This is a genomic window from Leptospira neocaledonica (assembly GCF_002812205.1).
Taxonomy (GTDB): domain Bacteria; phylum Spirochaetota; class Leptospiria; order Leptospirales; family Leptospiraceae; genus Leptospira_B; species Leptospira_B neocaledonica.
On sequence record NZ_NPEA01000011.1, the window covers coordinates 134,303 to 146,807 of the forward strand.

The following is a 12,505-nucleotide window of genomic DNA, read 5'->3' on the forward strand; positions in this document are numbered from 1 at the left end:
TCGGCCGAAAATTGTATTGTGCCCGAATCGGATAAACTTAAATCGCTTCTTTATATTCTGACAGGGACACTATTCGTTCTAGTTTTATTGGATAAATCCATAGGGAATAAGAATACTTCTTCCCCCGGACAAGAATCCCCTTCTTTCTTTTCCAGATTTAATACCATCGGAAAAACAAATCCATTATCTCCTTCCTCCTCCGAGAACAAAGGGAAACAAACCCATGAACAGGTAATGGACCAAGCAGAAGACGAAATTTTAACAGAGTTAATGCAAAATGGAGAAGGTTCTTCGGAAGAAGTTTCCTCCGATTCAAACGATCCGGAAGAAATGTTTATCCCAATCGTGGAAATGCCTAAACCGGAAATGGCCTCCGGCCCTTCTCCCAAAGTACGCCTGGATCATTCTCCAGGAGAGATCAAACTTTACTTTCTGAAATTTTATGGAAGAGGAAACAAAGTCCATTCCAGATTAGTTCAGCTGAAAAGAAAATTCGATCAAGGGGATAAAATCCTGTTCATCATGAAGGAACTCACCAAGGGACCTTCTCCCGATGAAAAGACCCAAGGTGTTTTGAACGCACTTCCAAACAAAATGGAATACTCTAAAGAATACTCTGTGGAGAACGGAATACTAAAATTGTATTTGGGTCCTGACTTTGAAGCAGGTGCTGGTCCTGAACTTCTAAAAGATAGAGTAGATCAGATCTGTTATAGCATTTTAGAAAACTCGGAATTGAGAGGGATCAGGCTGTTTATCAACGGAAAACAAGTTCGCTCTTTGGGTGGTGTGGGACTTCCTATCCCGGAAGTTCTGACTAAGAATCCAAGAAAGATCGCCACTCTTTAAAACATATCCACAAAGGGATAAGCTCCTTTGGATTTCCAATCTTCTGACAAAGTCGACACAAACTTTTGGCTGGATTTTTTTTGACTTAGTTCGATTCTTTCTTGCCCCGAGACACGTTATGCGCGAACCGTGGTCTTATTATGGAGGTTTTTCCCAAAAAACCTTCCATGCGGAAATGAAAACATATGTTCAAGTGGTTCCCAGGCATAGACCGAAGAATTCGCTTACTATCTAAGCGGATCTTCTTTAATCGATATCCCCAAGGATTTTTAGAGACCAATTGGAGCGAAATTCGCCAATCCTTGGTGGCCCACTATTCTCTCTGTATCGTAATCAGTTTAATCACCTATTTCCTGCCTAATTCGCGGGACTTCGAAGATGAATCTCTACTTCTTCTTCAATCCAGCAGGATCACATTGATTGTTCTTTCCCTTGTGTTTTTATGGAGACATGCACGTAAAAAAGATTGGGTCCCTAAAAAACTGGAGTTCTACAAGGTATGGACTTCTTCTACATTACTCATCTCATTCTTTCCCTTCTTGTATCTAGATAAGGTTCACTATGATGTTTATCTGCACCAGGCATCCGCAATCTTACTCAGTATGAACCTTCTTCTTTGGTTAACCACTACCACGGCGGTTGCCACAAACTTCGTGTTCTGTCTGATGTTCTTAGGTGTTTGCTATTTGGGAGATTCTCCTATTGAAGCCATAAAAGAAATTCCGATCCTTCTCACCTATCTTTTCGTAGGAACTTTCGGAAATGTGATTATGAACTATTGGAGAACGATGGACTACCGGGATAAAAGAAAATTATCCGGTGCTGTTCTCAGGTTGCAGGCAAAAAATCTACATATCAGAATGATCTCCAACCTGGATGATCTTACCGATCTTTATAATCGCAGATACTTGATCGAACAATTCGATATCTTTAAGAAAAGAGCAAGACGGCATCAATTTCAAATGGCTCTTGTGATCTTGGACTTAGATCATTTAAAAGAAATCAATGATAAGTACGGACATATGACCGGAGACGAGGCTCTCCAAACTCTTTCCGCAGTCATGAAATCTAGAGTCAGGTCCACCGATATTTGTGCTCGTATCGGAGGAGATGAGTTTTGTGTTCTTTTAGATTCAGTAGATCCAAAAAGTTTAAAAACTCTATGCGAGTCTTTACGTATGGGTGTGGAATCTCATTCACTTTCCGTTAGAGATACGAATGACAAGCCTGTGAATATCACAGTATCCATAGGCGCTGCCATTCTTTCCTATGATGAGGATTTTACTTTCGACGATTTATACCAATCCATAGACTCTGGATTATATAAATCCAAATCCGCCGGTAGGAACAGAGTAACGATAGTAGAAGCGACTAAGCTGAATACTACGGTTGATCTTTCTGCTTCTTGGCCGGAGGAAGTTCGTATATATAAGTAAGTTCGCAGTATTCTCCATCGCCAAAATACTTTTGTTCTTTTTGTTCCAAGAAGAATTGTCTATGCTTTTGGTCCGCTTCCAACTCATCTAATCTTTGGGTTACTTGTAGTTTTGCGGCTTCGCAGGAAGTTTTTTTCATTTTGAAAAGATCCTGCTCTTCTACGGAAGGAACGGAGGCTCTTCCAATTGCCACGAATTGGTATTTATGAGGACCTAAGGTTTTGACACTGACTCCGGTATCCATATGGATGCGATCCCGAGTAGAATCCAAACAATTCGATACAAAGAATAGAAATCCACAGATCGCGGATAACTGCAGTATTTTAGAGCTCAAAGATTTTTTCATTCTTCCCCCGTTCGAATCTATCTATTTAGGAAAGTTAACGGACTTAAGTCACTTGGATTTTTGGAAAAAAATTATAATTTTACAGGAAAAAGATCAAACCGCGGAAAGTTCTCTTCCTTCGTATCTTTCATAATTATAAAGAAGGTCTCTTCTTTTAGGAGTAAACCCACCTTCTTTCAAGAACTTAACTGCTTCTTTTTCGGTTTTCAATCCGAAGGAACGTAGCACATTCTCCTCGATCACCACGGAAGAAATATCATCCGCACCGCTGGTGAGAGCCAACTGCCCTACACCTTTTCCGAGCACCATCACAGAAGTTTCAATATGTTTAATATTGTCTAAGAAGATCCTGCAGATCCCGAGAACTTTCAGATATTCTTGTGTAGAAACTGCTCTTACTTTAAATCTTTTGGTCTGAGGTTGGAATGTCCAAGGAATGAAAGAAAGAAATCCTCCTGTCCTATCTTGGAGATTTCGGACCACTGTAAGATGTTCAATCACTTCTTCTTTGGTTTCTTCGGAACCGAAAACAATATTTGCACTTCCTGGGAGCCCTGCCTCATGACAGGTTTCCATAGCACGAACCCATTCTTCAGTAGTTGCTTTTTTAGGAGAGATGATGTTTCTCATTCTGTCCGTTAAAATTTCTGCACCCGCTCCAGGAACTGAATCCAAACCGACTGATTTCAGGATTTGTAAAACTTCGAATAAAGATTTGCCTGTGATTTTTTCTAAATTGATAATTTCTACGGGAGAGAATGCACGTATATGCATGTCAGGATATTTGGATTTTACGGTAGAGATCACATCCAGATAATAATCGAAAGGAAGATCCGGATACACTCCACCTTGTAAAAACATTTGGTCCGCTCCTTCCGAAACGGCATAATCCATTTTTTCTAATATTTCTTCTTTGGAAAGAACGTACCCTTTTCCATTTCCGATCTCGTCCATGAAGGAACAAAAATTACATTCTACATTGCAATAGTTCGTATAGTTCACTACTCGGAACATCGTATAGCTGGCAGTTGTGCTTGGCAGAACTCTCTCTTTCAAGGTTCTAGCAGTTGCCATAATTTTAAGATGGTCTCCAGATTCGTATAACTCCAATGCCTCCGCGGGAGAAATACGTTCTCCGTCTAAGGCTTTTTCTAATATGGAATCAGTGGAATGGTTTGGGAATATTCGGCTCATCTGGATGGAAAGTTTTCTTCCTTAACTTCTTCAAAGTTTTCTATTTCTTCAAAAATGCACGTCCTTTTTAAATTGCATTCTCATTTATTGCGATTGAGTCGCAGTTAAATATGTACACGATTTAATAGAATTAGGGACCGACTTTAAATCTATATGTAGGAACTCCTACAATGAGTCTAAGTATCTTTTTTCCTGGACAGGGCGCTTCCCCGTCATTAGGCTGCTATGAAAGACCATCCAAATACAAAGGGTAACCTGAAAAACTATGGCTATTTCTCAAATCGCCTTCCACGTGATCTTCACGGCTCTGTTTATAGTAGCAAATGTTGTGTTCGTTCGTGCCATTCTCTACAGATTAAATCTTGTATTTAATGCTAGAAAGGCTCATGGAACCGAAAACTTCCTGGAACATAAGAACTGGGAATTCCGGATCAAAAGTTTCGTATTAAACGTAATCTTACAAAAAAAGAACTTTAAAGAACCATTACGCGGTATTATGCACGCATTCGTATTTTACGGATTCGTCACTTACTTACTGCATACCACCAGCCAGTTCATCTCCGGTGTATTTGGATATGCATTGGATGATCCTTACAAATTCACCTTGGTTGGAAGTGTATTCGGAGAAACCGCAAACCATTATTACGAAGCAGCCCTCCAAGTAGTTTCCATTTTGGTACTCGTGGGACTTGGCTTCTTTGCATGGAGACGCTGGATCCAAAAAGCAAAAGGATTAGATGTTCATTCTCCTGCTTCTGCAATCGTAATCGGAATGATCTCCCTACTCATGCTCTCTACCCTATTGGGAGAAGGTGCAAGAGCAGTTGGAGCAGAATACGCAAACCCATTCCATGATGCGGCTCCAATCGCAGCAGGGATCGGAGCAGTTTGGGAAGCGATCGGTATAGAATATTCTTCCGCTGACTTGGTTTTCCAAATCATGTGGTGGACACATATTCTTTCCGTATTCGCGTTCATGTTGTATGTTCCAACATCCAAACACGCGCACTTAATCTTCGCGCCATTTAATTATTTCTTACAATCAGATACTCCTAAGGGTGCTCTTTCCAAATTAAATTTGGAAGACGAGACTGCAGTTTGGGGAGTTACCAGAACAGAAGACTTCCCTTGGCCGAACCTTCTGGACGGACTTTCTTGTATAGAGTGCGGCCGTTGCCAAGTGCAATGTCCTGCAAACCGTACAGGAAAAGTTCTGAACCCTAAAGCGATCATCGTGGAATTAAAACACGCGCTTATGGATAAAATGCCTGAGGTAGTGTCCATTAGAGAAACCAATCCGGAAGGCGCTGCCGATGCAGTTGCTGCATTGGACACTTCAGTGATCGGAAAATACGAAGGTCTTTCCGAAGAAGCACTTTGGGGATGTACGACTTGTTACGCTTGTGTAGAAGCTTGCCCAGTTGGAAACAACCAAGTCAACGCAATCATGGAAATGAGAAGACACTTGGTACTCGTTGAGTCCAGCTTCCCTGCTGAATTACAAGGTGCATTCGTAAACATGGAAAACAATTCCAACCCTTGGGGAGTTGCTGCACACTCGAGAGCAGATTGGGCAGAAGGTCTTGGCGTTAAAACCATGGCAGAAGATTCCAACGTAGACGTTCTATACTGGGTAGGTTGTGCTGGAGCTTTTGATGATCGTAACAAGAGAATCGCACAGTCTTTTGTAAAAATTATGCAGAAGGCTGATGTTAAGTTCGGTATCTTAGGAACGGAAGAAGGATGTTCCGGAGATTCAGCACGTAGAGGTGGTAACGAATATCTCTACCAAACATTAGCACAATCCAATGTGGACACTATGAACGGATACAATGTGAAAAAAGTTGTAACCGCTTGTCCTCACTGCTATAACACAATCAAAAACGAATATCCTCAGTTTGGCGGAAACTTCGAAGTGGTTCACCACTCAGAGTTCATCAACGAACTTGCTAAAGACGGAAAAATCGAAGTAGGTGTTGCAGAAGATGCAAATGCTGGAAAGTATACCTACCACGACTCCTGCTATATCGGAAGATATAACGACAACTACGAGAACCCAAGAGACCTGGTCAAAAAGGTTTCCGGTGGAAAACTTGCAGAACCAGTCGACCACCATTCCAAAGGACTCTGCTGCGGTGCAGGTGGAGCTCAGATGTGGATGGAAGAGCATGGCGAAAGGGTCAACTTCAAGAGATCCAATCAGCTTCTGGATACCGGCGCGACTACGATCGCAACCGCTTGTCCTTTCTGTATCACAATGATCACAGACGGGGTAAAACAAGAAGGTAAGATCGAAGAAGTAAAAGTAAAGGATATCGCGGAATTAGTCGCGGAAAACTTGAAATAAGAAGAAGTTTAACTTCTTTGAATGGAAGCCTCGGCGGTAACGTCGGGGCTTTTTTATGCCCGGACAAAAAAATAGCGGAATGTTTCCATCCCGCCCTGAATCATCTGGTGCAAATACATTATATACGACGGAAGGAATATCCGCCACATTACAGGAAATTATTTATTTTCATTAGAAAGAAATTTCAGAGGCAAAAAATAGGCTAAAAGGATTAGGTAATTTTACTGGTTACCCATATTTTCCTGCAATTTTTTCACAAACTTCTCATAGAGTCGATTCTCAGTATCTAATAACGTTTGCTGTCCATTGGTAAATGGAGTATGGCCTTTCAAACTCGATTCCCAGAGTATCACTCCTGTTTCAATATCCACCCCTTTGAGGATAATTTCAGCCACGAAATGTTTACGAAGCCTACGCCTAGCGACGGAATAATTGGTGATCTTTCCGAATACCGCACAGTTTGCGTTTACTATTTTTCCTAAATTCAGACCTTCGGATTCAGTAATACCAGTCTTGCTTAATGTAATTTCATTTATCAATTTATCCAGTTTCCCTCTTTCTAAAACGGTAAAGCCCGCTTGAAATAATGCCTTCTCGGTCTTCTCCCTATTTCTCCCAGAAACGATCTTTTGAGAATTTTCCTGGGAATCGGTCAATTCCAATCCTTCTGCAAATTCAAAAGGAAATACAACATATTTGGAAGTTTTTAATTTAGAAGAATTTTTGCCCAGGCTTAGCTGTGCATCGTAAGAAGGAAGGCTCCTACAATTACTGTAGAAGAAAATGAATATTACAGAAAGAAAGATCGAAATTGGAGCTCGCCGCATAGCTTATCAATCAATGATAATATAAAATCCGGCAAGCGATTTCGAAGTTACGCCATTGTTTTCGAAAAAATAAGATTCGAATGAAGAGATAAGTTTATTGATTCGTTTCTACGTCTGCCTCTTCAACAGTAATTAGATCCAAAGTATTCCCGTCCGCATCTAAAAACTCCATTATGTATGCGACACGAGGGTCATGATGTACAAATACAATTGTCCCTACAGATCCAGCGGGCATTGAACCTATATTGCGCTTTAGCTTTACCATTTCGTATTCTTTAAAAGCCATTGTTATTATTGTTTGGTTATATTTAGCACTCAACTTAGTTGTATTTCATGAACCTTGGCGATAGGCTTAACTATATATTGGAATAGGATTACTCGAAAAATTCTGGAATTTTCTTCAGTTTGCTAAAATCAACCTTCCAAAGGTCAAGCTCATACAAATCACCATATTGATCGATATTCAATGTAACAGAAACTTCAATCCCATCAATATCGTAGAAGCTCAAACTTGCAATAGATTTGTTCATTCTTCGCCCTTCGTTATTGGCCAAAAAGAAAAGACTCCCCATTCCTCCATCGTCCATTTCTTGGACTTTCAACTTGCTAGCATCAAGGTCAACGTATTTGGAAAGATTAGACTTTTTAAGCAGAAACACAAGTAACCGCTCTTCTGCGGAATTAATTTGTCTAAAACTCTTCATACTAAGGGACTGTTATTCTTTCTACGTTAGTTTCGCTATATATGAGCCAATAGACTGAATAACCTCAAGCATAAGAATTTGCCAATTCAGAGTCGGCCTTACTTCAGGCTAAAATTTCTTTATTTATGATTTTCAGGCGAACTTTTGCTTAGCTCAGCAAGCTGATGAAGTAAAGTTGCCAATATTGAAAAAACAGGAAAAGGAAAGGTCAATTTTATTCGGTTCCCATTTTGCATAGACAACTCAATGTCCATCTCTTTTCTTGCAGCTTTAGCTCCAAGTAGCGTTATCTCTTTTAAAGAAGCAAATCCTACTTTCTCTATCTCTTTAAAGAAAACCTTTTCACTCCCCCATTCTAAACCGCGAGTTCGCAAATACAGTGATTTATCCTTTTGCTTATAATGAAATAAACAAAGACCTAACTCATTCTCTTTTTCCGAACAAACTGTGCCATATCCATACTTGATTAGGCTTTTGGCTTCTCTTTCAATACGCTTCCGAGCTGATTCTTCAATCGAATGATTCACCTACGTCCCCTGAGTAGCCTCAACGCAGGTATTATGTTATTGATTAGTGATACGAAGTAAAAAACGATAAACTTCCCAAACATCGCGTAATTTTCCATTTCCTCCTAAAATTCTTAAATAAACCTGGACTCCATTCTTTTTTAGAATTGCAATCGATTCGGTAATTTCCTTTTGCTCGACAACTTCTAAATTAGAAATTTCTTCATATTGAAGATATTCCCATTTTTCTTCTGATTGGAACAGATACATCCCTACATCAGTAAAAAGAACGGAATCATTGAAGTAAGGTTCAGAATTGAGATAAACTCCTAAAATTCCATCTTGAGCTACGCCGCGCATCTCAGAAGGAATTTCTAAATGAAACCTACTCAGTTTTTCTAAAATACGATATGAAAGTTGTTTTGCTCTATTATTCATGGAATCGATGAATCAAGAAGTCCTCTTCCATTTTTAGCAATAAAATCATATTAAATTCATTAAGACAATATAATGTTTATCTTTAAAATAAACAAAAGAAACTATAGTCCACAAGCTTGCCTTAAATTCAAAATCTCTTCACTAGTCAATCTTTCGATGCTTATATAGCAAACATTGGATTCAAAATCTACACCAATGCCTACTCTTTCATTCTTATATAAGCGACTTGGTTTAAATCCAGAAATCAAAACTTGAACAGAATCATGTAAAATTGATAAAGAAAAGTTCCGATTTTCTCCAATTACATATAAAGAATCAGCTATTCTGAACTCCTTGGCCTCAATTTTCTTTTCCCAATCCGATGTATCGCAAAGAGGAAAAGAATTCAGAATAACATTCTCAATATCAAAATGATTAACCTCATTAACAAAAGAACGAGGAACGAGAACCAAGTTAATCGAAACAAGTTCCTTCGTTCTAGAATGAATCCAAAACTCGAACAAATATTCGTCAGACTCTAATCTCCAAATATAAATAGGTTCCAATCCAGGGCTATAATTTCCAAATTGAATCTGAAAAGGACTATAAGAATCGAATATAGTCTTTTCTACTAATTTCGTTTTACTCGAATTATTGATTTTTAACAATCGTAACGACCTTTATCTAACAGGCTGAGCGTGAATCAGAACAGGGAGTCCCCCATCACGCGCTGCTTGAAATATAAATTCCCATCCACCAACTACAATTTTTTTCCCAAATTCTACGTTGCCTGATAATGCCTTGTCTAACGCTTTTGTATAGCTTTCCATCAATAGTTTTGAGTTTAATGGAGTAGTAAAGCTCTGACTTCGGCCTAAAAATTCCCTCAAATGTTTTACTGCAGACTCCAATATTCTTACTTGAGTCCCATTCGTGGAATTGAAAACTTTAGGTAGCGTAGCTCCTGCATTTAATTCCCAGGCTGCAGCAGTTTCACCTGCTACTACTTCAGAAACAACAGTTGCAGTAGAAGACGAATTTGATACTACAGCTGGAGGTACCATACCCAGTATGCTCGCTAATCTTGGATATGCAACGATGAATCTGATAGCCTGTGGAAGCATTATCTCAGGTAGGGCGACTAAACCAAGAATCGTTAATCCAGTAACGCCACCTGCAATGGCTCCTTCTGCCTGTGCTTCATTTGAAATTTTATAAAGTTCTTTAACTTTTTCTTCACAGGTTGAGCTACCGTTGCAATTTCGAATCGCATAAACAAAGCCGTAGTTAGGATCAGCAATTCCATAAGCAGGTTGGTTGTGAACCAAAACCCCTTCTGAACCGACGTAATACGTATGATTCTCTTCTACTTCAAAGTTATAAACGATAGTAGGCTCTACATCGTAGTATTTTACAGAAGATATACTAGCTTCTTTACTATTCTCTAAAAGTACCAAATCCCCTATATTTAAATCCTTTGCTTTTACCCATTCTGATCGATTTGTTACCCAAAATGGATGGTTCCAGGTAGTTTTGATAGCGGTTCCATTTCCGACTGACAATTCGTATATTAATTCTGTTTGATTAACCCATATACGGAAAACTTTTTGGTAACTACTTTCTCCCGTTTCTTCATCCCAAGAAAGAACAAAATCTCCCACTTGGATGGTCTCGATCGGTCTTTGTCCTTCTCTGGTCCAAACTAAAGTTCCGGCAACAAAACAGCTTCTGAATACTACCTTACCTTCATCATTTACATAAGCGAAATCACCGAATGCATTTCCTGCGATTTGGTTTAAATAGATCTTAGCTTGGTCACCGATTTGGCTAAAGAAGCCATCTCCTGCAGAACCGTTTTGATCCTTTCCTTGGATTTTAATATCCGCAATAGCAGGAGATTTATCGATCGCATCTTTAAGGCCTTGGTTCCCATTTACATAAGCTTCGTTGTGAACTCCACCCATCATTTCATTCAAGGAAGCGAGAGCTGATTGGCGTAAATTCGGGTCTGCATCCGGATTGCGAACTATATCAGAAAGATTCTGAATCACTTCGGGAAGATTTTCCGGCTTTATACCTAAACCATCCGCAATCGCTTTTAAAGTTTCGCTATTCGCAATCAAATTAGGATCTTTTAATACATCTCCGTAGGCTCCAGCAACCTCCATCTGGGCTTCTTTCTTGGCTTTATCCGCCAGATTCTGAGCCGTCATGACTGTATAATCATTACCAAAGTTCGTATTTGCAGTAACCGGTCCCCAAGAGTTACTATTAGTATCGAAAGAAATTCCAAGTGCTTCGTTTCCAAGAACATCTGCACCAAAGTTTACGGTTCCGTCAGCATTGATGGTTAAGGAACCACCGAGTCCAAGTTTATTGGCAGCCCCTCCTCCACAGTTGTTCTCTCCCATATCACAACCGAATCCCATGAAGATGGAAGGTTTCTGATCGGTGTCTGTGCTTAGGTTCACACCAAAGTTTGATCCGTATTCTTGACCGGCTCCAATGGAACCGCTGGTATTTCCGGATTCTAAATTATAACTTACATTATAGAATCCTCCGGTTTCGCCCACCGTTCCTCCAAAATTCAAGTTCAAACCTGATCCAGGAGCAAAAGAGATTCCTCCGTTAAATGCGGAACCTCCGATGTTCAGTCCGGCACCCCAGCCGGAGGCAGAAGGTCCATTTAAACCTTCATCCAACATCCCGCCTAGAGTATTCGCTTTTTGAGGAGGAGTATAGGATACGGAACCGGCAAGTCCCATTGGACCTGTAACTCCGAGTAACATTCCATTAGCAAATGCTGATAAAGTTGCATTATCATTTCCGGAAGAAGAAGCAATAGCAGCTTGTCCCACTGCACCTAATAAACGAATTCCGGTTGCGTAATTTTGTTGTGCTGCAGTGAGAACATTTGTTGCTGTTTGTGCTTGGGTTCCGCCGGAAGTGAAAAAGCTTCCGACCGTATTCGAAACTGCAGTGATCGCGGTTTTTGCCATATTCACGGCAGGCGCAACAAAGTTCGCAACAGCGTTATATGCTGTTGAAACAGCACTCACAACGGAACTGACTCCAGGTAAATTCGCAACCCAGGTAGCAGCATTTGCTACCCAAGTTCCCACTGTAGAAAGCGCACTACCAATTGCAGAAACCACACTGGAAACAGTACTTCCCACACTTGCTACCGCTGAAGCTAACATACTTCCACCGGCAACCGTTCCGGGACCTGGAATAAATTGTAAAGCGACGGAAGCAGCAATTTGAAGTGCTGTAGAAATCATCTGCTTTTGTTGTTCTTTCTTAGCCGCTTTTTCTGCCTGTTTCTGATCGTATTGTTGCCAGAGTTGGGAGAAAATACTCGGATCCATTCCAGGTGGCGCAAATTGTTCCGCTAATTGATTATAAGCGGCGGTCTTGATGTCCGCTTTCCATTTTGCCTGGATGTCTCCTTTAGCAAGATCAGCTTGGAGATCTTTGCCTCGAACATATTCAGCGGATTCTTTTCCTAAATCCCGAATTTTATCATCTAGTTTATCGATATCAGATGTGTTAATTGCAAATCCTGCGGGTCCAAGAGCGAGACCAAGTGCAACTTTAGCACCGTCTTTTCCTAAGACAGAAGTAACTCCATGAACTACTTCTGCAGTGATTTTCGTTGCTCCCACGATAACTTCCGAAGTAGCCTTTTGAAGAATATTATTAATCGGACGGACAACATCTTGCACTCCAGGAATTTGTGAGAGCACATAAAGGCCGGGAGAAATGACCATCATTCTTTGGTCCATTGCTTGCTGTGCTTTCTTCTTAGCCTTTTGATCTGCTTTGTAATCGATGAAAGCGGAAATAACGTCTGCTGGAATTCCTGTGGCTTTACTAATT

General features: G+C 40.3%; 12 protein-coding genes. 3 read left to right on the plus strand and 9 right to left on the minus strand.

What is annotated here, in order from left to right; genetic code table 11:
- The first annotated feature begins 18 nt into the window (after positions 1–18).
- Together CH365_RS18175 and CH365_RS18180 are read left to right on the plus strand one after the other, a co-directional pair.
- On the plus strand, positions 19–849 hold the full coding sequence (locus tag CH365_RS18175) for a GerMN domain-containing protein (RefSeq protein ID WP_165782632.1): 831 nt from the start codon (positions 19–21) through the stop codon (positions 847–849).
- A 185-nt stretch (positions 850–1,034) separates the two neighbouring features.
- Positions 1,035–2,285, plus strand: a complete 1,251-nt coding sequence (locus CH365_RS18180; protein ID WP_100769955.1) for a GGDEF domain-containing protein — start codon at positions 1,035–1,037, stop codon at positions 2,283–2,285.
- Here the strand turns inward: CH365_RS18180 and CH365_RS18185 are convergent.
- Positions 2,233–2,631, minus strand: a complete 399-nt coding sequence (locus CH365_RS18185) for an LIC11299 family lipoprotein (protein ID WP_100769956.1) — start codon at positions 2,629–2,631, stop codon at positions 2,233–2,235. The two genes, CH365_RS18180 and CH365_RS18185, sit on opposite strands and share 53 nt — an antisense overlap.
- A gap of 93 nt (positions 2,632–2,724) precedes the next feature.
- Positions 2,725–3,825, minus strand: coding sequence for a cyclic dehypoxanthinyl futalosine synthase (gene mqnC / locus CH365_RS18190; RefSeq protein WP_100769957.1), 1,101 nt, complete (start codon positions 3,823–3,825; stop codon positions 2,725–2,727).
- Between the two features lie 265 nt (positions 3,826–4,090).
- On the opposite strand from mqnC, the gene CH365_RS18195 reads away from it, so the two are divergent.
- The gene (locus CH365_RS18195; protein WP_100769958.1) at positions 4,091–6,172 is read left to right on the plus strand and encodes a (Fe-S)-binding protein; all 2,082 of its coding nucleotides are present in this window, start codon (positions 4,091–4,093) and stop codon (positions 6,170–6,172) included.
- A gap of 221 nt (positions 6,173–6,393) precedes the next feature.
- Here the strand turns inward: CH365_RS18195 and CH365_RS18200 are convergent, their stop codons facing one another.
- The 7 genes from CH365_RS18200 to CH365_RS18230 all read right to left on the minus strand — a co-directional run.
- Positions 6,394–6,999 (minus strand): CsgG/HfaB family protein, encoded by a 606-nt coding sequence (locus CH365_RS18200; RefSeq protein ID WP_100769959.1) that lies wholly within the window; start codon positions 6,997–6,999, stop codon positions 6,394–6,396.
- A gap of 94 nt (positions 7,000–7,093) precedes the next feature.
- Positions 7,094–7,264 carry a DUF4926 domain-containing protein gene (locus CH365_RS18205; protein WP_244283284.1) on the minus strand — a complete coding sequence of 57 codons (171 nt, stop codon included), beginning with the start codon at positions 7,262–7,264 and terminating at the stop codon, positions 7,094–7,096.
- Between the two features lie 109 nt (positions 7,265–7,373).
- On the minus strand, positions 7,374–7,703 hold the full coding sequence (locus tag CH365_RS18210; RefSeq protein WP_100769961.1) for a DUF6984 family protein: 330 nt from the start codon (positions 7,701–7,703) through the stop codon (positions 7,374–7,376).
- Positions 7,704–7,822: 119 nt separating this feature from the next.
- Entirely contained in the window at positions 7,823–8,230 is a 408-nt protein-coding gene (locus CH365_RS18215) for a hypothetical protein (protein WP_100769962.1), read from the minus strand.
- Between the two features lie 36 nt (positions 8,231–8,266).
- Positions 8,267–8,647 (minus strand): hypothetical protein, encoded by a 381-nt coding sequence (locus tag CH365_RS18220; RefSeq protein WP_100769963.1) that lies wholly within the window; start codon positions 8,645–8,647, stop codon positions 8,267–8,269.
- A 101-nt stretch (positions 8,648–8,748) separates the two neighbouring features.
- Positions 8,749–9,294 (minus strand): hypothetical protein, encoded by a 546-nt coding sequence (locus CH365_RS18225; protein WP_100769964.1) that lies wholly within the window; start codon positions 9,292–9,294, stop codon positions 8,749–8,751.
- Positions 9,295–9,306: 12 nt separating this feature from the next.
- A partial coding sequence (locus CH365_RS18230) for a Hint domain-containing protein (RefSeq protein WP_244283286.1) occupies positions 9,307–12,505 on the minus strand: 3,199 nt, incomplete at its 5' end.

Coding starts and splice junctions, on each gene's coding strand:
- CH365_RS18180 (WP_100769955.1), top strand. CDS start 1,035: ATGTTCAAGTGGTTCCCAGGCATAGACCGAAGAATTCGCTTACTATCT.
- CH365_RS18185 (WP_100769956.1), bottom strand. CDS start 2,631: ATGAAAAAATCTTTGAGCTCTAAAATACTGCAGTTATCCGCGATCTGT.
- mqnC (WP_100769957.1), bottom strand. CDS start 3,825: ATGAGCCGAATATTCCCAAACCATTCCACTGATTCCATATTAGAAAAA.
- CH365_RS18195 (WP_100769958.1), top strand. CDS start 4,091: ATGGCTATTTCTCAAATCGCCTTCCACGTGATCTTCACGGCTCTGTTT.
- CH365_RS18200 (WP_100769959.1), bottom strand. CDS start 6,999: ATGCGGCGAGCTCCAATTTCGATCTTTCTTTCTGTAATATTCATTTTC.
- CH365_RS18205 (WP_244283284.1), bottom strand. CDS start 7,264: ATGGTAAAGCTAAAGCGCAATATAGGTTCAATGCCCGCTGGATCTGTA.
- CH365_RS18210 (WP_100769961.1), bottom strand. CDS start 7,703: ATGAAGAGTTTTAGACAAATTAATTCCGCAGAAGAGCGGTTACTTGTG.
- CH365_RS18220 (WP_100769963.1), bottom strand. CDS start 8,647: ATGAATAATAGAGCAAAACAACTTTCATATCGTATTTTAGAAAAACTG.